Raw genomic sequence first — 23,994 nt, 5'->3', positions numbered from 1 at the left:
ATTCATTGCGGCCGGTGTCATGCGTTTTTCTTTTCCCTGACCCGGTTAAGATAGCCGACCAGCTCGGACATATTGACCGGCTTGACGAGGTGAAATTCGAACCCGGCGGCGCGCGCCGCATCCTTGTCGTGCGGCTGCCCGTAACCGCTGACGGCGACCAGATGCAGGTCCTCCTCGCGTCGCATCGACCTTAGCCGGCGCGCGAGTTCATAACCGTCGATGTCCGGCAGGCCGATGTCCAGCATGCATACATGCGGCCGGAACAATGCGGCGCGTTCAAGCGCCTTTTCCGGATGGTACTCCACCGCAACTTCGTATTTCGCCGCGGCCAGAAACATGCCGAGCATGTCGGCGGCATCGGCATTGTCATCCACGAGCAATATCCGGTATGGAGACTCCAGCGGCGACAAGGCTGCATGGCCGTCCTCCAGGCGGTGTTCTTTCTCTTGAAGGATGCGTGCCAGCATGACCGTGAATTCGCTTCCCTTGCCGCTGCCCTGGCTGGACGCGTGCACAGTGCCGCCATGCAGTTCCACCAGGCTCTTGACCAGCGCCAATCCGATCCCAAGTCCGCCCTGGGACCGGTCCGCCGTTCGTTCACCCTGGGCAAACAGTTCAAAGGCGCGCTGCACAAGTTCGGGGGACATCCCGATGCCGTTGTCGCGCACGGATATGGCTACCTGCGCTGCATCTACCCGAAGGTGCAAATCGATAACGCCTCCGTTCGGCGTGTACTTGGCCGCATTGCTGAGCAGATTGGCAAGCACCTGAACCAGGCGCTTCTTGTCTCCCTGGACGACAGCGCTCTCAAAGGGAAGATGCATGTCCAGCGCGTGGCCGCGTTCTTCTACCAGAGGCCTCACCTGTTCGACCGCTTCGGCCACCACCGCCTTGATATCCAGCGGGGTACTTTGCAGCGTGACCAGTCCGCGTGTGACGCGCGATACATCCATCAAATCGTTGACCAGCTCGGTCATGTGGTGCGTCTGGCGTGCAATCACCTCGCCGATGTGCTTCATGCGCGCGTCCGCACCCGCCATCATCGGCAGCAGTTCGGCGGCGGCGCTGATCGGCGCCAGCGGATTGCGCAGTTCATGTGCGAGCATCGCCAGGAACTCGTCCTTGCGGCGATCGGACTCCTTCAATGCCTCCCGGGCAAGTTTGTGCTCGTGAATATCGGTGCACGTCCCCATCCACCGCGTGATATGTCCGCTTTCATCTCGCATGGGAAGCGCACGGCCCAACACCCAGCGATATTGCCCTGAACAATGACGCAGCCGGTATTCGATTTCATACGGCTCGCCGGTATCCAGGCAACGCCGCCACACCTTCCAGGCATGGTCCTGATCGTCTGGATGGAACATGCCGTTCCACCCTTCTCCATCAGTCGAACCCGGCGGCACTCCCGTGAAGTCGTACCAGCGCTGATTGTAGTAGTCATGGTATCCATCCGGTGTCGTGGACCAGACCATCTGGGGCATCGCGTCAGTGATCGTGCGGAATCGGGCTTCGCTTTCACGCAGCGCGGCTTCGCTGCGCACGCGGTCGGACACATCCATCTGCGCGACCACGCCGCTGACGATATCCCCTTCCGCATCGCGTATCGGAGATCCGCGCAGCAGGATGGTTCGGCGCACGCCGGGCATGCCGAAAGGCTCGATTTCGACGATGTCGTTCGGCACATCCTCTCCCTTCAGTGCGCGCGACAGTCCCCATTCATGCGGCAGGATGCGCTGGCCGTGACGCTCTGACTGGTCTGCCCACCATCCTTTCCACTCGGCGTATTGGCCGACGCTTTCGGACATCGGATGGTCTCCCCAGATGCGGCGGTTTTCCGTATTGCCGAGAACGATCTTGCCGGAAGTGTCAGCGAAGGTGATGCCCACCGGTGCTGCTTCGAGCAGGGCCTGCAGGCGGCTTTGCTCCATGCCCGCCGATCGGGCCGCTTCCATTGCCTGGCGCTCGCTTTCGCGCAGACGCTCCTCGGTATGCTGGTGATCGGTGACGTCATAGCCTTCAATGAAAATGCCGTTGACCACACCCTGAGGGTCGCGCATCGGCTCGAAGACGAAATCGATGAAGCGCTCGTCCAGCGGCGCGCCATGCTGCCGCCGCAGCTGAACCGACAGCTTCCTGCCGACGAACCGCTTCCCGGTCTGGTAGACCTCGTCGAGTATTTCCAGGTAACCCTGCCCGGACAGTTCCGGGAAGACGTCCGCGACCGATTTGCCTACCAGCTCGCGCTGTCCGACAAAGCGCAGATAGGCATCGTTGGCCAGTTCGTAGACATGATCGGGGCCGGAAAGGACAGCCATGAAACTCGGCGCCTGTTCGAAGAGGCTGTACACGCGCTCCGTCTGGCGTTCCCGTTCCCTCTCCAAGAGTACATGGTCTGTCGTTTCGACAAGCGCGCAGTGAATGCCTTCCACCGTGCCGTCCGCATTACGTATGGGGGTATAGGAGAAGTTGAACCAGGCCGTTTCGTCCGTGCCATTGCGCTGAATGATGAAGGGGGCGTTCTGGTAGCGCAGCGGTTCACCGGCCATGGTTTGCCTGACCATCGGTTCCACGTCTTCCCAGACTTCCGACCACGCTTCCTTGAAGGGAGTGCCCATGGCGTCGGGATGCTTGTCTCCCAGAACGCCCAGGTACGCATCGTTATAGAGCAGGCACAACTGCGGGCCCCACGCAATGAACTGGGGCGTATTGGAGTCGAGCATCAGCCGGACGATGGTTTGCAGCGGCTGCGGCCAGGCCAAAGGAGCGCCGAGTGGAGACCTTGCCCAGTCATGGGACCGTATCAGTTTTCCAGCACTGCCGCCTCCGATCGTCAATACCGGCGGCACTTCGAATTGTCTTTTCACGGAAAATCCTGATTCTGGGATTCTGGTTGTTCACTCACGACATGAAAGCCTGCAGGCGCGTCCTGCGCCGATGGCACCAATGATGATACCTCTGGTTTCCGATTGCTCCGGTCACGCCAACTTACGTCAATTGCTCCGAAGGCAGGCCGCTCAATTCATAGCTGGTACTTCGCCCGCCCGAAGCCGATTTGCGCAGCACGCCTTGCGTCACCAGTTCATTGATGTCGCGCAGCGCCGTGTCCGGCGAACATTTGGCAATCGCTGCCCACTTGCTGCTGGTGAGTTTGCCGTCGAAGCCGTCGAGCAATCGGTTCACCAGTTTTACCTGCCGCTCGTTCATCGGCTTGCCGGCGATCTGCTGCCAGAACCTGCCCTTGATCAGCACGGCGTCGAGGGCATGCTGCGCCTGGTCGATGGCGCGGTGCAATGTGGCGAGAAACCAGGCCAACCATTCCGTCACGTCCAGCGTTCCTTTCTGCGTGCGCTCCAGGATATCGTAATAGGCCTTGCGTTCCCGCTGGATTTGGGCCGACAAGCTGTAGAAGCGCTGGGGACTGCCATCGGCGCGCGCAAGCAGCAAGTCGCCGATGGCACGGGCAATACGTCCGTTGCCGTCATCGAAAGGATGCAGGGTGACAAACCAGAGATGGCCCAGCCCGGCCCTGATGAGAAGAAGTTCGTCCGGACCACGGTTGATCCACTCCAGGAAGCGGTTCATCTCGGCCTCAAGGCCTTCTGCCGGAGGCGCTTCGAAATGCACGCGTTGGCGCCCTGCCGGGCCGGACACGACTTGCATCGGACCGTTCGCATCGTCGCGGTGGGCGCCGACGGTGATTTTGGACAGGCCCGAATAGCCGGTAGGAAAAAGAGCGGCATGCCAGCCGAACAACCGGTCCAGAGAAACGGGATCATTGCAGTTGGCGGTGGCGTCGAGCACCATTTCAACCACGCCTTCCACATGGCGGTCGACGGGAGCCAGCGCGCCGATATCGACGCCGAGGCGACGAGCAATCGACGAACGTACCGATTCGACGTTGAGGTGTTCGCCTTCGATCTCGCTGGTCTTGATGACGTCCTCGGTCAGCGCCGCCAGGCTCGCCTGGTCGCGCAGGGCAAGGCCGACATCGGCGAGACGCCCCATCAGCAGCCCTTGCGCACGGCTGACCTCGGCGAGCGGACCGGCAAGCGCCGCCAGGTCAAAGCGCCAGTTCGGCCAGTCCGAGGCTTGCCAGATGTAGGTGTAATCTCCGCTGTTCATGCGGCGATTATGGAAGCTATTCACCGCATAAGCAACACATTCTCCGCAAGAAAAGCGGAAATAACGGTGCATATTCGCCACATGGAGCCGGACGGAGCCCGCAATCGGCTTGCTGCGGGTCGTTTGTGTGACGGCGGATGGCCAGCCCAAGATGGGAGGACTAAAGATCCGCCCCAAAATATATTGGGCCGTCCCCCTCACCCCGGCCTTCTCCCAGAGGTAGAGAGCGAGAGCAGCGACCCGAAAAAGGAACGGTTTGCCGGGCCGAATCAATAGGCCGCCTCCGGCTGCTTTCGTTGTGTAAACTACTGCCACTTATTTATTTTGGCGTGTTCATGACGATTACGATCAACGAGGAGCTGCGGGCCTATATCGATCCGCTGACAGAAGACGAATACCAGGCACTGGAACGCAGCCTGCTCGCCGAGGGCTGCCGCGATGCGCTGGTGCTATGGGGCGATCTGCTGGTGGACGGGCATAACCGCTACGGCATCTGCCAGAAGCATGGCATTCCCTTCAACACGGTGCAGAACACCAACTTCAAGACCATGGAGGACGTGCACCTGTGGATGATCAATAATCATCTCGGGCGAAGAAGCGTCTCGGATTTCCAGCGCGGGGTACTCGCATTGAGAAAGAAGGAAATTCTCTCGGCGCGACTTGCGCAGGCAGAGCCAAATGCCGCGGAAGTCAAAGTTGAAAAAGCGGAAACTGAAGAGCGGGAAACGGCGGCCAAGACTCCGGCGCCGTTAACCCGCGAAGCTGTTGCACGCACCGCTCGAGTCAGCAGTGCGACGCTGGGACAGATCGAAAAAATACAAAAGACGGCGGCGCCCGAGCTGGTCGACGCGGTAAAGGCCGGGGTAATCTCGATCAATGCGGCCGCCACCGTGGCTTCCCTGCCGGTTGAAAAGCAGGTGGAAGCGGTTGCCGGCGGTAAAAAGGAATTGCGCAAAACCGCCAGACAGCTGCGTGAAGCGCGGCAGCCTGCAAAACCGACGCCGGCACTGGCGCCGCCGCCCGATGATGCGACGCCGGACCAGCTGGCCGTTTACCGCCTGGAGATATTGGTCGATGAGCTGACCAGGGAACGCGATCAGCTCAAGCTGAAGGTACAGCACCTGACCATCGCTCTCGCCGAGGCGCGTGCCGGAAAGTCTTAACGGAGCTGATTGCCAGGTGCAGCTATTTGCTGTTTTTCTGAAGTGATTGAAGCAGGCGCCTCGTGGCTTCCTCCGCAGCCTGATTTTGTTCGTACCACTTTTCGAAATCTTCAAGGCTGGCGAAGTAATGGATGTCAGAGCTGTCGGGAGGCAATTGGAAGTGCATGGTGGCGCCGGGTCTCACTGGTTGATCGTACAGCTGAGACAAAGCGTAATCGAAGCAGTTCCTGATAGCAATATGCCATTATCAGGAGCTAAACAGCGGGAAGGCTTTCGCTTCAGAAACCAGCAGCGGTCTATTTCATCGCAGTCGCTGCGTCGCCATCCTGGCGCCAGCCGCCGCCGAGTGCCTGGATCAGTGCCACGGCTGCAGTCTGCCGGTCGGCTTGTGCCTGCGCCAGCGAACGCCGAGCGTTCAGCGCCGTGACCTGGGCATTCACGACTTCCGTATAGCTTACCTGCCCGGCCCGATAGCGGTTCAGCATCTGCGCTTCCGCCTGGTCTGCCGCCGCTGACGCCTGCTGCCTGAGTTCCACCTGGCGCAGAAGCACCTGCGTGGCGGCGAGCTGGTCCTCGACATCCTGAAAGGCAGCAAGGACCGCCTGGCGGTAGCGTGCGGTCGCCTGTCCATGGGCCGCACGAGCGGCGTCGACCCTGGCACCGGTGGCACCGGCGTCGAATACGGTCTGCACGGCAGACAAGCCCAGCGACCACAGCGTCGACGACGCATTGAACAGATTCCCTACCGTAGCGGCCGACAAGCCGTACGATGCATCTAGGCCGATATTCGGGAAGTAACCGGAACGCGCGATGCCGATCTGTTCATTGGCAGCGGCCACCCGCCGTTCGGCCGCAGCGATGTCGGGCCGGCGCTGCAGCAGCGTTGACGGCAGGACGGCCGGAACCTCCGGCACCACATGTTTCCAGGGAAGCGGCGCAATCGAAAACTCCGACGGCATTTTGCCGATCAGGACCGCGATCGCATGTTCCAGCTGCGCACGCTGGCGGGCCAGTCCGACTTCATCGGCCTGCGCATTGGCCAGTTGCGTCTCGGCCTGCAGCACATCGGTCTTGGGCGCGATGCCGGCGTCGTAGCGGTTGCGTGTGATCTGCAGCACGCGCTGGTATCCGGCGATGCTGTTGCGCAGCAGTTCGGCCTGCAGATCGGTCAGGCGCAGGGTAAAGTAATTCACCGCCAGTTCGCCCTGCGCCGACAGCCGTGCCGACGCCAGATCCGCCGCGCTGGCCTGGGCGCTGGCGCTCGCATTGCCGACGCTTGCGCGCAGCCTGCCCCAGACGTCCGGCTCCCAGCTGCCGCCGATGCCGAACTGGTAGGCGTTGGAGATGCGGCTGCCTCCTGTGGCGGCTCCTGTCGTACCGCCGGTGTTGCGGCCGCCGCGCGAGGCGCCGCCGTCGAGCGACACGACGGGAAACAAGGCCGCCCGCTGTTCGCGGACCAGCGCTCTTGCCTGCGCGTAGGCTGCGGCGGCGGCTTCGACATTCTGGTTCGATACTTCGACCGCCGCCTCAAGTTCATTCAATAACGGATCCTCGAACAAGGCCCACCATTTGCCACGCTCCAGGCTGTCGGCCGGCGCTGCCGGCAGCCAGCCCGGCGCTTCCTTGAAGTGCGCCGGCAACGCGGCGGCCGGCCTTTCATACACGGGGCCGACGGCGCATCCTCCTAGCGTTCCTGCAACGGCTGCGGCAATGATGTAATGGCGGATTCGAAGCATGGAAGCGTTCATGTTGAAGGTTGGACGGCGGCATCGATCCGGCGCCGGCGGCTTTCGTCCGGACCGCGCCGACGAAGCTTGTCGAGCAGGATGTAGACGACCGGCGTCGTCAGCAGCGTCAGCAGCTGGCTTGCGATCAGGCCGCCGATGATGGCCACGCCGAGCGGACGCCGCAATTCCGAGCCCTCGCCGAAGCCGATCGCGAGCGGCAATGCGCCGAGCGCGGCGGCGAGCGTGGTCATCAGGATGGGGCGGAAGCGCAGCAGACAGGCTTCACGCACTGCCTCCAGCGAACTCAGGCCACGCGAGCGTTCCGCATCGAGAGCGAAGTCGATGATCAGGATCGCGTTCTTTTTCACGATGCCGATCAGCAGGAAGACGCCGATCAGCGCGATGATGGAAAACTCCATCTTGAACAGCAGCAGTGCTAGCACCGCCCCGACACCGGCCGACGGCAGCGTCGACAGTACCGTCACCGGATGCACCAGGCTTTCGTACAGGATGCCCAGCACGATGTAGATCACCACGAGCGCGGCCAGAATCAGCATCGGCTGCTGGTTCTGCGATTCCTGGAAGCTGCGGGCGGCGCCGGCGAAACTGCCGCGCACATTGGTCGGCATGCTGATTTCCGCCTCCGCCGCCTTCACGGCATCCTGCGCCTGGCTCAGCGTGCTGCCGTCCGCAAGATTGAATGAAATGCTTGTCTCCAGTTCCGCGTCTTCATGACTGACGGAAGCCGGCGCAGGCCTTTCCGCAAAGCGGGCGATTCCTGCAAGCGGCACCATGGTACTAGGCACAATGCTCAGCGCCTGGCCGCCGGACTGGTCGCGCAGTGAGGGATTGACTACGGTGGAGACAGCGCCTGCGGTCATGGTTCCCGCTGCAGTCCCTGTTGTACCCGATGTCGCAACTCCCGTATTGCGTCCCGCGCTCGATGCAGCAGTAGCGCCAGCAGCCGCCGCGGCCGTGCTTGCCCGCACCGGAACGTAGATGTCCTTCAATGATTCGGGACTTTTCGCATATTGCGGCGCGACTTCCATCACGACGTGATACTGGTTCAGCTCATCGTAGATGGTCGCGACCTGCCGCTGGCCGAAGGCGTTGTAGAGCGCGTTGTCGACATCGCGCGAACTGATGCCCAGGCGCGCCGCCGTTTCGCGGTCGACATCGACATAGGTTTCAACGGCGTTTTCCTGCTGATCGGTATCGATGTCGATCAATGCCGGCTGCCGTTTCATCGCTTCCGCAAGCTTCAAGGCCCAGGTCTTCAGGTCGGCGCTGCTGTCGCTTTTCAGGCTGTACAAATACGTGGAATTGCTCTGCCGGCCGCCCACGCGCAGGTCCTGGACCGTGTTCAGGAACAGCGTGATGCCGGTCACCTGCGCCAGTTGGGGCCGCAGGCGCGCAATGACGGCCTGCCCGCCTTCGCTTCTTTCCGAACGCGGCTTCAGGTTGATGAACATGAAGCCGCCGCCGGCGCGCCGCCCTCCGGTGAAGCCCACGACGGTATCGACTGCCGGATCGCGGCGGATGATGTCGACGAGCTGCTGCAGCTTGCCCTGCATCGCCTGGAAGGAAATGCTGCGGTCGGCGCGCAGGCCGCCGTTGATCTGGCCGGTATCCTGCTGCGGAAAGAACCCCTTTGGCACCGCGACGAACAGGTAGACGTTCAGGGCGACCACTGCCAGCAGAATGAACATGACGAGCGCGCGGTTGTACAGCGCCCAGTCGAGGCTGCGCTCATAGCCGCGCAGCACCCAGCCGAAGCTGCGTTCGAAAAAGCGGGAAACGCGGCCCGGCGGTTTCCGCTCCTGCCCTTCCGGTTCGCGCTTGAGCAGCCATGCGCACATCATCGGCGTGGTGGTGAGCGAAATCAGCATCGAAATCATCACCGCCGCCGACAGCGTGACCGCAAATTCGCGGAACAGCCGGCCGATCTGCCCGCCCATGAACAGCAGGGGGATGAAGACGGCAACCAGGGAGACGCTGATCGACAGTACCGTAAACCCGACTTCCTTCGCACCAAGCAATGCGGCCTTGAAGCGGTCCATGCCCTGCTCTATGTGGCGGCTGGTGTTTTCCAGGACGACGATGGCGTCATCGACCACGAAGCCGGTCGCCACCGTCAGCGCCATCAGGCTGAGGTTGTTGAGGCTGAACCCGAGCATGTACATGACGCCGAAGGTGGCCAGCAGCGAAACCACGGTGGCCACGGCGGGCACGATGGTGGCGCGGAAGCTGCGCAGGAAGGCGCTGACGACCAGCACCACCAGGATCACGGAGAGAATCAGCGTGAATTCAATTTCATGCAGCGAGGAACGGATCGAGTTGGTGCGGTCCGATGCGACTTGCAGCCGCACGTCATGCGGCAACTGTTCCTGCAGCTCCGGCAGCAGCGCGCGCACGCCGTCCACGGTCTTGATCACGTTGGCGCCGGGCTGCTGCGTCACCAGCACGATCACGGCAGGCTGGCCGTTGAAGAGGCCGATGGTGCGGCTGTCCTCCACGCCGTCGACCACGTCGGCGACGTCCTGCAGCCGTACCGGCGCGCCGTTGCGCCAGGCGACGACGAGTCCTCGATAATCGACCGCTCTCTTGCCGCCGCTGACGGTTCCAGGCTGGGAATAGATTTGCAGCCGGCGTTCGTCGCCTTCGATGGCGCCCTTGGGCCGGTTCGCCGTGCTGGCCTGGATGGCCGCGCGCACGTCTTCCATGCTGACGCCATAGCGGTTGAGCGCAAAAGGCAGCAGCTCGATGCGCACCGCCGGCAGCGAACCGCCGCCGATTTCAACGTCGCCCACGCCCGGCACCTGCGCCAGCTTCTGCTGGACCAGATTGGACACTTCCTCGTAGATCTGGCCGGGCGAGCGGGTACGCGAGGTCAGCGCGAGGATGATCACCGGAGACGCCGACGGACTGACCTTGCGATAGGTCGGATTGCTTTTCAGCGTCGCCGGAAGGTCCGCGCGCGACGCATTGATTGCCGCCTGCACTTCCCGAGCGGCCGCGTCGATCTTGCGATTGAGATCGAACTGCAGGCTGATGCGCGTCGAGCCGCTGTTGCTCGTCGATGTCATTTCGTTGACGCCGGCGATGACCCCGAGCCGTCGTTCAAGCGGCGTCGCCACGCTGGTGGCCATCGTGTCCGGACTGGCGCCGGGCAGAGAGGCTGAGACGGTGATCGACGGATACTCGACCTGCGGCAGGGGCGATACCGGCAGCACGAAAAAGCCGACGATGCCCGCGAAAGCGATGCCGATCGTCAGCAATACCGTGGCGACCGGGCGGCGTACGAAGGGCGCGGACAGGTTCACGCGACAACCTCGTTGGTTCCGCGCCCCGTCCAGCGCCGTCCAAGGCGGTCGAAGGCGAGATAGATGACCGGCGTGGTGAACAGCGTCAGCACCTGGCTCACGACCAGCCCGCCGAAAATCGCCAGGCCGAGCGGCCTGCGCAGTTCCGCACCCTCGCCCCAGCCGAACATCAGCGGCACGGCTGCGAAGAGCGCAGCCAGCGTGGTCATCAGGATGGGACGGAAGCGCAGCAGCGCGGCCTGGTGGATCGCCTCGCGCGGCGACTTGCCCTGGTTGCGCTCGGCATCGATCGCAAAGTCGATCATCATGATCGCGTTCTTCTTCACGATGCCGATCAGGAGAATGATGCCGATGATCCCGATGACGCCCAGCCCCTGTCCGGTGACCATCAACGCCAGCAAGGCGCCGACGCCGGCCGAAGGCAGCGTCGACAGGATGGTGAGCGGATGGATATAGCTTTCGTACAATACGCCGAGCACGATGTATACGCAGACCAGCGCGGCCAGGATCAGCCACAGCTGGTTGGTCAGCGACGCTTCATAAGCGCCGGCGGCGCCCAGGAAATGCATCGTGACGGAACCCGGCATGCCGATGTCCCTGGCGGCCTGGCGCACGGCATCGACCGCCTTGCCGAGCGAGGTGCCGTGCGCGGTATCGAAGCCGAGCGTGGTCGCGGGAAACTGCTCGACGTGGGTGATCTGCAGCGGCGCCGGACGCTCGGTGATGGTTGCCACGGCGGACAGCGGCGTGGACTTTCCCGAACCGGTGCGCAGCGGCAGCAGCCCCAGGGACTCAGGCGTCGACAGCAAGCCCGGCCGTGCTTCAAGAATCACCCGGTATTGATTCGTCTCGGTGAAGATGGTGGAGACGATGCGCTGGCCGAAGGCGTTGTACAGCGCATCATCGATCGACGATGCAGTCACCGACAGTCGGGAGGCCGTATCTCGGTCGATCTTGATGAATGCGGCAACGCCGGTCGCGCCTGCATCTGAAGTGACGTTGCGCAGTTCCGGCAGGGCCGCCATGCGCTCTTCCAGCTTGTTGGCCCACTGCACTACGGTCGCATTGTCGGCGCCTTCCAGCGATACCCTGAACTGGGTCGGGCCGGTCTCCGCATCAATGGTCAAGTCCTGCGTCGGCTGCAGGTAGAGCGTGAGTCCGGGGATGCGGGAAACGCGCTCGCGCAGGCGGTCCATGGTTTCCTGCTGGGAGCCGCTGCGCTCGCGCTTGAGGTTGATCAGCATGCTGCCTGTATGGAGCATGCGGTTGTTAGCCGCATCCACGCCGACGACCGAGCTCAGGTTCGCGACATCCGGATCTTCCAGGATGGCTTGCGCGGCATCCTGCTGCAGTTCCGCCATGCGCTGGTAGGAAACCGACTGCGCCGCTTCGAGGCGCGCCTGGAGCTGGCCGGTGTCCTGCACCGGGAACAGGCCTTTCGGTATCACGACATAGAGCAGCGCTGTCAGCGCGAGCGTCAGCAGGGCCACGAGCAGCGTCAGTCCCTGCCATGCGAGCACCCATTGCAGCCCCCTGTCGTAGCGAACGATGACGCCGTCGAACATGCGCTGCAGCCTGCTTTCCTTGCGTTGCTCCCCAGGGCCGTGCAGCCAGCGTGCGGACATCATCGGCACCAGCGTGAGTGACACCAGGGCGGAAATCAGGATGGTGATCGACAGCGTGACGGCGAATTCGCGAAACAGGCGTCCGACCACATCGCCCATGAACAGCAGTGGAATCAGCACTGCGATCAGCGATACGGTCAGCGAGATGATGGTGAAGCCGATCTGCGCCGCTCCCTTGAGCGCGGCCGCCACCGGCGTTTCACCTTCCTCGATGTAGCGCGCGATGTTTTCGATCATCACGATGGCATCGTCGACGACGAAGCCGGTGGCAATCGTCAATGCCATCAAGCTCAGGTTGTTCAGGCTGTAGCCGAGCAGGTACATCGCGCCGAACGTGCCGATCAGCGAAATCGGTACCGCCAGGCTGGCGATGACGGTCGCCCTGAGATCATGCAGGAACGCGAATATGACCAGCACCACCAGCACGACGGCCAGCACCAGTTCCATCTCGACGTGTTCGACCGACGCCCGGATACCGGTGGTGCGGTCGCTCAGCACATCGATGCGCACCGATTCCGGGAAACCGGCCTGCAGTTCCGGCAGGCGCGCCTTGATCGCATCGACGGTGGCGATCACGTTGGCACCCGGCTGGCGCTGGACATTGAGAATGATCGCCGGTTTCATGTCGGCCCAGGCGCCGAGACGGATGTTTTCCGCGCTCTCGACGACTTGGGCAACATTCGACAGGCGCACCGGCGCGCCGTTGCGATAGGCGACGATCAGGTTCCGGTAGTCGTCCACCGCCAGCAGCTGGTCGTTGGAATTGATGCTGTAGGACCGGGTCGGCCCGTCGAAGCTGCCCTTCGCGCCATTGGCGTTGGCGGCGGCGATCGCGGTGCGCAGGCTGTCGAGCCCGAGGCCGTAGGATGCCAGCGCCTGGGTATCGGCCTGGATGCGCATCGCGGGCCGCTGCCCGCCGTTGAGCGTCACCAGACCGACGCCGGCGACCTGGCTGATCTTCAATGCCAGGCGCGTATTGACCATGTTCTGCACTTCCGTCAGCGGCAGCGTGTCGGAAGTGATGGCCAGTGTCAGCACCGGGGCGTCAGCCGGATTGATCTTGGCATAGACCGGCGGCGCCGGCAGGTCGGCCGGCAGCAGCGAACCGCCGGCATTGATGGCCGCCTGGACTTCCTGTTCCGCCACGTCAAGCGTCTGGCCGAGGCCGAATTGCAGCGTAACGATGGACACGCCGGATGCGCTGGTGGAACTCATGCGCTGCAGGCCGGACATCTGCCCGAACTGGCGTTCGAGCGGCGCAGTGACCGTCTGGCTCATGACTTCCGGGCTTGCGCCGGGATACAGCGTCTGTACCTGGATGGTCGGGAAATCGACCTGAGGCAGCGCGGACAGCGGCAGGAAGCGGAAGCCGATCAGGCCGGCAAGGACGATTGCCAGCATGAAGAGCGACGTGGCAACAGGTCTCTGGATGAATGGCCGGGAAGGACTCATGGCATCTCCCCTGGCGGCGAATACTGCGGCTTGCGAGATGCCTGCATCATGGGTTCGGCGCCTCGGTCCTGCGGCGGCGCTCGCCGGCAGCCTGCGCGGCGGGAGCCTGTCCCGCGCTGGCCTGGGCGTCCGGGCCTTGCAGACCTTGCCCGCCTTGCGGGCTGCGGTTGCCCTGCCCTGCGGCCGCACCGTTACCACCGCCTTCGCCATTGCCGCGCCGCGCGCCGGGACCGCGGCTTCCGCCCGGGCGCTCGCCCGGCAGGCTGACTTTCGCGCCGTCCCTGAGGCGGTCGGCGCCTTCGGTAATGACCTGCTCGCCCGGCTTGAGGCCGGAAACGATTTCCACCTTGTCTACCATCGATTGCCCTCGCTTGACAGCACGCAGCGATACGGTTTTCTCGGCGGGATTGAGCACATAGACGAAGTCGCCGTTGCCGCCATGGCGCACTGCCGACACCGGGACTACCAGAGTGCCCTCGATCGTGCGCAGCAACAGCCGGACATTGACGAACTGGCTGGGAAACAGCATGGATTTGCTATTGTCGAAACGTCCCTTGGCGCGGATCGTGCCGGTCTGGGTATCGACCTGGTTGTCGAGCGCGAGGAATTTACCGGTATCGAGTTCGGTCACGCGATTGCGGTCCAGCACCGTGACGGGCAGGTTCGCATTCGCATTGATCCGCGAGCGCAACTCCGGAACCAGATCCTGCGGCAGTGAGAATTCAACGTCGATCGGCGATACCTGGGTGATATCGGCAATGCCGTTGGCGTCGCCGGAGCTGACCAGATTGCCGACATCCACGGCACGCAGGCCGACTCTGCCGCTGATCGGGGCGGTGATCCTGGTGTAGCCGAGATTGAGTTTTGCAGCCACTTCCGCCGCCCTGTCGACGGCCACCGTTCCTTCAAGCTGCTTGACCAGCGCCGCCTGCGTATCGACCTCCTGGCGGGCGATGGAATCCTGTTCGAGCAGTGTCTTGTAGCGTTCCAGCAGCAGTTTCGCATTCTGCAGCTGAGCCTCGTCGCGCTGCCGCTGGCCGCTGGCCTGCATCAGCGCCGCCTCGAACTGGCGCGGATCGATGACGGCCATAAGCTGGCCTGCCCGGACTGCCTGGCCCTCGGTGAACAGGACCTCCTTGAGCACGCCGGACACCTGGGGGCGGACAACAGCCGTCGCCGATGCCATGACGGTGCCGAGCGCCTCGGCAATAACCGGTATGTCCGCCCGCTCGACGGTCGCCACGCCGACCGTGGTCGGGGGCGGACCGCGACGTGCCGGCTGCCCGGTCTGTCCGGGCAGGCTGGCCGATCCCGGGGGACCCGATGGATTGTCGTTTGCCGGATGCGTCAGATACCAGGCCAGCCAGCCCAGCAGGCCGAGCGCAATCACGGCAATGATGCTTCCGATGGGCAGCTTGCGCCTGCGGGTGGCTGATGCGGTTTCTGGGATCGGCGGTTCGACTCTTTGATCCATTCAATATTCCTTGTACCTCGGCATGCCGGGCATGGGCCGACGGTCTGCATGTGTCATGTAATGTTTGCCGGAGCAGCCATCATTGCCAGGAAGGCAAGCTGAAGGGAATGCGCCTTCAATCGACGCAGCAAGGACGGCCGCAAAAGTTGCAATCTTGCCAGCGCAGTGTATCGGGTTGTTGTCCGGAACGGTGGGATTTGTATCGAAGTGTTCACCCTGCTTCAGATTCGACCGACGCCGGTGCAAAGATGCGGTGCACATTGTAGACGTTTGTCAGGCTTCATGAATTTGACCGACAGGCGCCGTTATCGTGCTGGCAACCAGGAAAAATCAACGCTTGCTGAATTGAAAAGACATCAGGTCAGGATATGGTTGGCTGCAAGCTCGGGGCGTGCCAATAATGGACTCGGCAGATTGCGAATGGCGCTATTCGTCCATGAAATGCGCTCACGACTTGGAGAAAACTTTGGGTTCTTTGAATTCCAAGTCGCTATGGATTACAAAAGATGTTCAGGCGGACAGTGGACAATAGTCGTATTGACAAGATTGGCAAGACTGACACGGAAAGCGCCTATGTGATTGGGTTGAACCGGGTCAGGTTCGACACCGAAGATGAGCCCCCGCGTGCAGGGGCTCGCCGTTGTCTGTCATGAGCCGACTTTGTACGCCGGACCGGAATGCCTGTTCAGGCGTCCCTCACCACCGATGCATCAAGCGCCTTTTCCAGCAGGCGTGCCACATGCAGTGCTTCACGGTTTGCGCCGTCGGCAATCTGATGGCGGCAGCTCGTTCCGTCGGCCACGATAACCGTGTCAGGTGCGGCTGCGCGCACCGCCGGCAGAAGGGAGAGCTCGGCCATCTTCATCGACACTTCATAATGCGATGCTTCATAACCGAAGCTGCCTGCCATGCCGCAGCAGCTCGTCTCGATCAGCTTGACCTCCAGATCGGGGATCAGTCCTAGTACGACCTGGACCGGCTTGACGGCATCGAAGGCTTTCTGATGGCAATGGCCGTGCAGCAAGGCCGTCTTTTGCGGCAACGCTTTCAACTTCAGTTTCAATTCACCGGCCTTGGCTTCCCGCGCCAGGAATTCTTCGAAGAGCAGCGCGTTGGCAGCGAGCTTTTCCGCCGCCTTGCCCAAACCGTATGCAAGAAATTCATCACGCATCGTGAGCAGGCAGGACGGTTCAAGTCCGATGACCGGAACACCTCGCTCGACGAATGGCAGCAATGCTTCGATGGTCCGTCGCGCTTCCTGCCTGGCTTCATCGACCAGACCCGCAGACAGATAGGTACGCCCGCAGCACAGCGGCCTTGCCTCGTCTTTTGCCGCTGCAATATGGACTTGGTAGCCTGCGGCTTCCAGCACGCGCAATGCAGCCCGTGCATTTTCAGATTCGAAGTAATTGTTGAACGTGTCCGCGAAGAGAACCACTTCCCGAAGGTTCGCGGTATTTGCGGATGGACGCGCCGAAGCGAGAAACGTATCGGAACGCCATTGCGGCAGGCGGCGCTGGGCGCTGAATCCGAGCAGCTTTTCGCTCAGGGCGGCGGCGCCGGGCAGCGTATCGCGCAGGTTGAACAGCGGAGCAAGCCGGGATGCCCATTTTGCATAGCGGGGCATGTAGGCAATCAGCTTGTCCTTGACGCGCAGGCCATTTTTCTTCCGGTAGTGATAAAGGAACTCGGCCTTCATCTTGGCCATGTCCACGCCGGTCGGGCAATCGCGCTTGCATCCCTTGCAGCTGACGCAGAGGTCCAGCGTGGCATGCATCTCTTCCGAGGTGAAGGCATCCGGCCCGAGCTGTCCGGAGACCGCCAGGCGCAAGGTATTGGCGCGGCCCCGTGTCAGGTGCTTCTCGTCCTTGGTCACCCGATAGCTGGGGCACATGGTGCCGGCGTCGAACTTGCGGCAGTGCCCGTTGTTATTGCACATTTCGATTGCCTTGGCGAAGCCGCCGGCCGGGTCGCCGCCCGTACCCGGAGCACTGGTCTCCTCGGTCACGGGATCGTTCTGCACATTCCATGACGACCAGTCCAGTGCGGTCTCGAGCTGTATCGGCGCATAGCCCGGCTTGAACCGGTACAGCGATGCATCGTCCATCTTGGTGGCGCGGACGATCTTGCCCGGGTTCATCAGGCCGGCGGGATCGAACGCATCCTTCACTTCCCGGTACGCTCCCATGAGCCGTTCGCCGAACTGCCAATCCACCCATTCGCTGCGCACGAGACCATCGCCGTGTTCGCCTGAGAAGGCGCCCTTGTACTTGCGCACGAAGAAAGCGGCCTCTTCCGCAATGGCGCGCATCTTCGCGCCGCCGTCGCGGCGCATGTCGAGGATGGGCCGCACATGAAGCGTGCCTACCGACGCATGGGCATACCAGGTGCCGCGGGTGCCGTGCTTTGCGAAGACTTCGGTCAGGCAATCGGTGTACTCCGCCAGATGCTCCAGCGGTACGGCGCAGTCTTCAATGAAGGACACCGGCTTGCCGTCGCCCTTCAGGCTCATCATGATATTCAGGCCGGCCTTGCGGACCTCCCACAATTCCTTCTGTTCCTTGTCGTCGGCCATCTCCACTACCGAACCGGGCAGACCGAGATCGCTCATCAGGTCAACCAAGCTCTTGAGCTTGCGCACCTGCTCGGCCTTGTCCTCGCCGGCGAATTCGACCAGGAGAATCGCGTCGGGCGCGCCGATGAGCGCCTTCTCGATGGTCGGCCGGAAGGCGGGGTTGCCGCGCGCCAGCTCGATCATGGTGCGGTCCACGAGTTCGACAGCCACCGGACCCAGCTTCACGATGTGCTGGGCGCTGTCCATTGCCTTGTGAAAGCTGTTGAAATTGACGATGCCGAGTGCCTTGGCCCGGGGCAGCGGCGCCAGCCGCAGCGTAATGCTGCGCGAGTAGGCAAGCGTACCCTCCGAGCCGACCAGCAGATGCGCCAGGTTGACGCTGCCGTCGCTGGTGTAAGGGCGTTCGGATTGGGGATGAAAGACGTCGAGGTTGTAGCCGCCGACGCGCCGCATCACCTTCGGAAAGCGCGCCGCAATTTCTTCCTTTTCCCGATATGCAATGGCAGCCACCTTGTCGGCCAGCTTCCGTACCCGCTGCGGGGCCGACTGAAGCATTGCGGTCATGTCCGTAAAGAGCGCCTGCGTTCCGTCCGACAGCCACGCTTCAATGGAAAGCACGTTGTGCACCATGTTACCGTAGTGCAGGCTGCGCGAACCGCAGGAATTGTTTCCCGTCATCCCGCCGATCGTGCATTGCGCCGCCGTTGATACATCCACCGGAAACCAGAGGCCATGCGGCTTCAGCCATGCATTGAGATGGTCGAGCACGATACCCGGCTGGACGGTGACGGTCATTGCATCCTTGTCGAAAGACACGACGCCGTTGAGGTACTTGCTGTTGTCGATGACCAGCGCCTGCCCCACCGTCTGCCCGCACTGGCTCGTTCCGCCGCCGCGCGCGAGGATCGGGACGCCGGCATCACGCGCGATGTCGATGGCGATGGAAACATCGCCTTCCGTGCGCGGTACGAACACGCCGACCGGCTCTACCTGATAGATCGAGGCATCCGTCGAATAGCGTCCGCGCGAGAATTTGTCGAACAGCACTTCTCCGGTGGTCTCCGTTTGTAGTCGCTTGCCGAGCGCGTGACGTTCGGACAGCTTTTGCATGTCTGCGCCGAGCAGAATGTTGGATGGAACGGAGGCATTCATCGAAGTGTTGTCCTTATGTCTCAGGCTGAGAGCTGCATGCGCAGGTCGGCGAGTACGGTCTCGAGCTTGTTCTGGAGGTGCTGTTCGAGCAAGGCGCGCAACTGCGCGCCATCGCGGGCTTCAAGCGCTGCAAGCATCGCGCTGTGTTCCCTGACGGCGGTATCCCATTTGTCCTGGTTGAAGTTGGAACGGAAGCGCAGGCTTTGAATGCGCGCGTTCATCTGCAGGTACGTGGCCGTCAGTACCGGATTGGCCGCGGCAGCATTGATCCGGTTATGAATCTGGTGGTTGATACCGTAATACGCCGGCAAGTCGCGGCGCGCATGGGCGGCGAGCATTTCAAAGTGCAAGGCCTTGATCTCTGCAACTTCGCCGTCGGTAATGCGCGCGCACGCAAGCTGGCCGGACAGGCCTTCGAGGGCGCCCATCACTTCGAATGTCTGGCGAATGTCGTCGGCCGACATTTGCGCAACGACTGCTCCCTTGTTCGGCAGCAGTTCAATGAGCCCTTCCGAGCCCAGCGTCTTGAATGCCTCGCGCAGTGGCGTGCGGGAAACCTGCAGGCGTTCGCACAGCAGGCGTTCATTGAGCCGGGTGCCCGGCGTGAGCACGCCTTCAACGATCATGTCCCGGAGTTTCTTCGTGACGGCGGCAGCGAGCCCAGTCCGGTCGACCGGACTGGCTGGAGGCAAGGAATTGGATAAGTCATTTTCTTTCATGTGAATATTGTATACCAAGAACGGATATCGCCGAAAGTTTACTATTGATGAAGCTCGTGAGCGCCTGCATAAGCGCGGTATTTACTGGTCCTCAAACGATTTCGTGGTAATGCTTGGCTTTGCTTGGCATGTAGTATATTGTATGCAAACTGAACGCGTTAGAAAAACCACTTCCAAGGAGACCTCATGCTCAAGCTCAACTCCCATCCTTCCGGTCGCCATTTCCTTCAGATCCCGGGCCCCAGTACCGTGCCTGACCGCATCCTCAGGGCAATGGATCACCCGACCATCGACCATCGCGGTCCGGAATTCCAGGCGCTTGGCAAGAAGGTACTCGCCGACATCAAGCAGGTTTTCAAGACCCAGTCCCATGTCGTGATCTATCCCGCTTCCGGCACCGGCGCCTGGGAGGCTGCGCTCGTCAACACGCTGTCTCCGGGGGACAAGGTGCTGATGTATGAAACCGGACATTTCGCAACGCTGTGGAAACGGCTGGCGGAGCGCATGTCGCTGCAGCCGGAATTCCTGGGCGGAGACTGGCGGCGCGGCGTCAATGCGGCCGAGATCGAAGCCCGCCTGGCCGAAGACACCGGTCATGAGATCAAGGCCGTCTGCGTGGTGCATAACGAGACATCCACCGGCGTCACTTCGGATATCGCCGCCGTGCGCCGCGCCCTGGACAATGCACGCCACCCTGCCCTGCTCCTGGTCGACACGATTTCATCCCTGGGCTCCATCGATTACCGCCATGATGAATGGGGCGTCGACGTCACTGTGTCCGGCTCCCAGAAGGGTCTGATGCTCCCGCCCGGGATCTCCTTCAATGCGGTATCCGCGAAAGCCCTGGCAGCGTCGAAGAAGGCGAAGCTGCCGCGCGCGTTCTGGGCATGGGATGAGATCATCGAGTCGAACAAGAACGGCTTCTGGCCCTACACGCCAGCGACCAATACGCTGTACGGCCTGTCCGAAGCCTGCGACATGCTGTTCGAGGAAGGACTGGACAACGTATTCCAGCGACACCAGCGGCATGCGGAAGCAACCCGCCAGGCAGTACGGGCTTGGGGTCTTGAAATTCTCTGCCAGAACCCGGCCGAATACAGCGGCGTCCTGACCGCGGTAGTCATGCCCAAGGATGCCAACGGCCAGCATTACAACGCCGACGTTCTTCGCAAGACCATCCTCACCAACTTCAACATGTCGCTGGGACAGGGTTTGAGCAAGCTTTCGGGATGGGTGTTCCGAATCGGCCATCTTGGAGACTTCAACGATCTCACCTTGTGCGGAACGATCGCCGGTGTGGAAATGGGACTGGGCCTGGCCAATGTGCCCCATACCAAGGGCGGCATCCAGGCTGCGATGGAATCGCTTGCCAAGTCGGTCAGCATACCCGAAGCGAAAGCGGCATAAGCATGGCGCGGGTGTGATGTAGCAGTATCAGCAGTGCGTTAGCCGAGACGAAGACGCCGCAGAAGAGCGTCAACCGGTCGCGGCATGGTCATTATAAAAATCCAATGTTGAGAGGCGACACATGAAACGCAGAACCTTCCTTGCAGCCACGGCTGCGACGGCAGCTACCCTGGTATCCCCGCTTGTCCGCGCCCAGGGTCCTCTATCAGGGCCCGTCAAGATCATCGTCGGCTTTCCGCCGGGGGGCGGCACCGATGCGCTGGCCCGGGTCGTCGGGCAAAAACTGACCACGATGTGGGGCGTTCCGGTCATCGTCGACAACAAGCCGGGTGCGGCGGGCACGATCGCCGCCGACTACGTTGCCAAGCAGCCCGGCGACGGATCGGTATTGCTGATGGCCCATGTCAACAGCCATGCCATTTCTCCCGGCCTCATGCCGAGGCTGAGCTACAACGTCGAGCGCGACTTCGTGCCGATCGCCATGGTGGGCGTGACGCCGAATCTGCTCATCTGCAATCCGTCGCAGCCGGTACGCAGCGTCAAGGAGCTGGTTGAACTGTGCAAGCGCAATCCCGGCAAGATCGGATTCGGTTCGGCGGGCATCGGCTCCAGCCAGCACCTCACGCTGGAAATGTTCAAGCTGCGCGCAGGCGTCGATGCGCTGCACGTGCCCTACAAGGGGTCCGGTCCCCTGCTGGCCGACCTGATCGGCAACCAGATCGAATACAGCTTCGACACCATGACGGCCGCGACGCCCCATGTCAAATCGGGCAAGGTGATCGCCCTTGCACAGACGCGCCCGAAACGCTGCAAGGCCTATCCCAACCTGCAGACGATGTCCGAGGCGGGCTTCCCCGAATTCGACGCCAGCACCTGGTACGGACTGGTCGGACCGGGCAAGATGCCGGCAGCGCTTGCGCAGCGCATGAACGACGATGTCAACAAGGTGCTGTCCATGCCGGATGTGATGGAAAGGCTGGACCAGTATGGCGCCGAGGACAGTGGCGGCACGCGCGAGAAATTTGCCGAATTCATCCGCAGCGAACGGCAGACTTGGGGCAAGGTCATCAAGGATGCGAAGGTCACGACCGAGAGCTGATGCCGGCAGGCAGAGTCTTTCTCTGCCGCTTCCCGTTTCATTCTTTCCAGGCCGGATTACCAACGACTCAGATACCGGAGATTTTGCATGACTAACAACGGCCGTGTACACCTGACGGTCAGGGAAGGCGTCGCCCATATTCTCATCGACCGGCCGCAGGCGCGTAACGCCATGACCTGGTCGATGTACGAGGAACTGGCCGCCGCCTGCGCCGCCGTCCGTGCCGATGACACCATCAAGATCGTCACGTTTCGCGGCGCTGGCGGCGAAGCCTTCGTTGCCGGTACCGACATCGAGCAATTCCGCTCCTTCCAGGGTGCGGAAGACGGCATCGCCTACGAGCGAACCATCGACGAACGGATCGGGCAGATCGAAGCACTGCCGATGCCGACCATCTGCGTGGTGGAGGGATGGGCCATGGGCGGAGGCATGGCGATCGCGGCGGCCTGCGATTTCAGGATCGCCACGCCCAAGGCAAGTTTTGGCGTGCCCATCGCCAAGACCTTGGGTAACTGCCTGTCGATTGCGAACATGACGCGGCTGGTTGCCGCCTTCGGTGCAAGCCGCGCCAAGCGCATGCTCATGCTGGCCGATACCGTGTCTGCGCAGGAAGCCAGGGATTGCGGCTTCGTGACAGAGCTCGTCGAGCCGGCGGAACTGGACGCTGCGGTGCAGTCCATGTGCGAGCGGCTGGCAAAACATGCGCCGCTCACGATGCGGGTATCGAAGGAAGGCATACGGCGCATCGTCGCGAACCAGCTGCCTGATGGGGAGGACTTGATCCGAACCTGCTACGGAAGCAGGGATTTCCGCGCTGGCGTGGAAGCGTTCATGGAAAAGCGGCGCCCTGAATGGACGGGCAGCTGACACGATTACAGAGAAAGAGAGCAAGCATGGCGAACACCCCTACTCCGCATCCCGGCCCGCTTTCCGGCATGCGGGTGCTGGAACTTGCGCAAATCATGGCGGGGCCCACCTGCGGCATGATGCTGGCCGATATGGGCGCGGATGTCATCAAGGTTGAAAAGCTGCCGGGCGGCGACGATTCGCGAGGCTATCGCGAGCCGCGCATCAAGGGCGTGTCGGCACCGTTCATGATCCTCAACCGCAACAAGCGCGGCATTGCCCTGAACCTGAAGGCGCCGAAAGGCAAGGAAATCCTGCTGCGCATGGTGAAAAGCGCCGATGTGCTGACGGAAAACTATCGCCGAGGCACGCTGGAGAAGCTGGGCCTTGGCTATGAGGTGCTGTCGAAGATCAACCCGGGCCTGATCTATTGCTCGGTATCGGGTTACGGGCGTGACGGCCCTTTTGCCGACAAGGGCGGGTTCGACCTGATTGCCCAGGGATTCTCTGGCCTGATGTCGTTTACCGGCGAACCCGGACGGCCTCCGGTGAAAACCGGGAATTCGATCGCCGACATCAATGCCGGCATCCTGGCAACCGTCGGCATACTGGCTGCCTATACGCACAAGCTGAAAACCGGACAGGGCCAGATCGTGGATACCTCGCTGATGGAAGCCGCATTGCAACAGACCTATTGGCAGGCGGCGGTTTATTTCGCGACAGGTAGCTCATCCAAGCCGACAGGCTCCGCACATCTCTTGACCGCGCCCTATCAGGCCTTCCGCGCAAGCGACGGCTGGATCAATATCGGCGGAGCCAATCAAGCCAACTGGGAGCGCATCGCCGAAGTCCTGGGTCATCCGGAGTGGTGCACCGATCCGCGCTTTGCCAACAACACTGCGCGAATGGAAAACCTCGATGCGCTGACTTCACTGATGAGCGAGGTACTCGTTCAGCGCACCAAGGACGAATGGATCAAGGTGTTTGACGCCGCCGGGGTTCCCGTTGGGCCCATCCATACCATGGCGGAAGCCTTGAACCATCCACAGACCCTTGCGCGCGACATGGTGGTCGATCTGGTGCACCCGCAGGCCGGTCCGACCAAAGCCCTGGGCTGCCCGGTGCATTTCTCCAAGACGCCAACGCAAATCAACCGGCCGGCACCGATGCTGGGCGAGCATTCCCGGGAACTGCTGAAGGAATATCAGTTCACCGATCAGGAAATCGATGATTTTCTGGCGGAAGGCATTATTGAAGAAGCCGTGATTGAAACGGAGGTATGACAACGAGCATGTAGAGCATCATGCCGA

General features: G+C 62.0%; 13 protein-coding genes. 5 read left to right on the top strand and 8 right to left on the bottom strand.

The window, feature by feature from the left end; translation table 11 throughout:
- Positions 1-17: 17 nt before the first annotated feature.
- Complete coding sequence (locus tag IGW03_RS17260; protein ID WP_194723808.1) at positions 18-2,864, bottom strand: PAS domain-containing protein; 2,847 nt, start codon at positions 2,862-2,864, stop codon at positions 18-20.
- A 121-nt stretch (positions 2,865-2,985) separates the two neighbouring features.
- Positions 2,986-4,122, bottom strand: a complete 1,137-nt coding sequence (locus IGW03_RS17255) for a Fic family protein (protein WP_194723807.1) — start codon at positions 4,120-4,122, stop codon at positions 2,986-2,988.
- Between the two features lie 335 nt (positions 4,123-4,457).
- Between IGW03_RS17255 and IGW03_RS17250 the strand changes: the two genes are divergently transcribed.
- On the top strand, positions 4,458-5,285 hold the full coding sequence (locus IGW03_RS17250) for a ParB N-terminal domain-containing protein (RefSeq protein WP_194723806.1): 828 nt from the start codon (positions 4,458-4,460) through the stop codon (positions 5,283-5,285).
- Between the two features lie 296 nt (positions 5,286-5,581).
- On the opposite strand, the gene IGW03_RS17245 is transcribed toward IGW03_RS17250, so the two are convergent.
- From IGW03_RS17245 to IGW03_RS17220, 6 genes are all read right to left on the bottom strand, one after another.
- Complete coding sequence (locus IGW03_RS17245) at positions 5,582-7,021, bottom strand: efflux transporter outer membrane subunit (protein ID WP_228535675.1); 1,440 nt, start codon at positions 7,019-7,021, stop codon at positions 5,582-5,584.
- Positions 7,022-7,029: 8 nt separating this feature from the next.
- The gene (locus IGW03_RS17240; RefSeq protein WP_194723804.1) at positions 7,030-10,335 is read right to left on the bottom strand and encodes an efflux RND transporter permease subunit; all 3,306 of its coding nucleotides are present in this window, start codon (positions 10,333-10,335) and stop codon (positions 7,030-7,032) included.
- Entirely contained in the window at positions 10,332-13,412 is a 3,081-nt protein-coding gene (locus IGW03_RS17235) for an efflux RND transporter permease subunit (RefSeq protein ID WP_194723803.1), read from the bottom strand. Before IGW03_RS17235 ends, IGW03_RS17240 begins: the two co-directional genes overlap by 4 nt.
- 46 nt (positions 13,413-13,458) lie before the next feature.
- Complete coding sequence (locus IGW03_RS17230; protein WP_194723802.1) at positions 13,459-14,886, bottom strand: efflux RND transporter periplasmic adaptor subunit; 1,428 nt, start codon at positions 14,884-14,886, stop codon at positions 13,459-13,461.
- A 685-nt stretch (positions 14,887-15,571) separates the two neighbouring features.
- Positions 15,572-18,571, bottom strand: a complete 3,000-nt coding sequence (locus tag IGW03_RS17225; RefSeq protein ID WP_228535691.1) for an FAD-binding and (Fe-S)-binding domain-containing protein — start codon at positions 18,569-18,571, stop codon at positions 15,572-15,574.
- 62 nt (positions 18,572-18,633) lie between these two features.
- Positions 18,634-19,332, bottom strand: coding sequence for a GntR family transcriptional regulator (locus tag IGW03_RS17220; protein WP_194723800.1), 699 nt, complete (start codon positions 19,330-19,332; stop codon positions 18,634-18,636).
- 186 nt (positions 19,333-19,518) lie between these two features.
- On the opposite strand from IGW03_RS17220, the gene IGW03_RS17215 reads away from it, so the two are divergent.
- From IGW03_RS17215 to IGW03_RS17200, 4 genes are all read left to right on the top strand, one after another.
- Positions 19,519-20,739: a pyridoxal-phosphate-dependent aminotransferase family protein gene (locus IGW03_RS17215; RefSeq protein ID WP_194723799.1), complete on the top strand. Its 1,221-nt coding sequence runs from the start codon at positions 19,519-19,521 to the stop codon at positions 20,737-20,739.
- A 121-nt stretch (positions 20,740-20,860) separates the two neighbouring features.
- The gene (locus IGW03_RS17210; protein ID WP_194723798.1) at positions 20,861-21,838 is read left to right on the top strand and encodes a Bug family tripartite tricarboxylate transporter substrate binding protein; all 978 of its coding nucleotides are present in this window, start codon (positions 20,861-20,863) and stop codon (positions 21,836-21,838) included.
- Between the two features lie 87 nt (positions 21,839-21,925).
- The gene (locus tag IGW03_RS17205) at positions 21,926-22,705 is read left to right on the top strand and encodes an enoyl-CoA hydratase/isomerase family protein (RefSeq protein WP_194723797.1); all 780 of its coding nucleotides are present in this window, start codon (positions 21,926-21,928) and stop codon (positions 22,703-22,705) included.
- Positions 22,706-22,731: 26 nt separating this feature from the next.
- Positions 22,732-23,967, top strand: a complete 1,236-nt coding sequence (locus tag IGW03_RS17200) for a CaiB/BaiF CoA transferase family protein (protein WP_194723796.1) — start codon at positions 22,732-22,734, stop codon at positions 23,965-23,967.
- The last annotated feature ends 27 nt before the right edge of the window (positions 23,968-23,994 follow it).

This window comes from Noviherbaspirillum malthae (genome assembly GCF_015352985.1).
Taxonomy (GTDB): domain Bacteria; phylum Pseudomonadota; class Gammaproteobacteria; order Burkholderiales; family Burkholderiaceae_D; genus Noviherbaspirillum; species Noviherbaspirillum malthae.
Note: the sequence above shows the minus strand (reverse complement) of the source record. Positions and strands in the feature narration are given on the sequence as shown.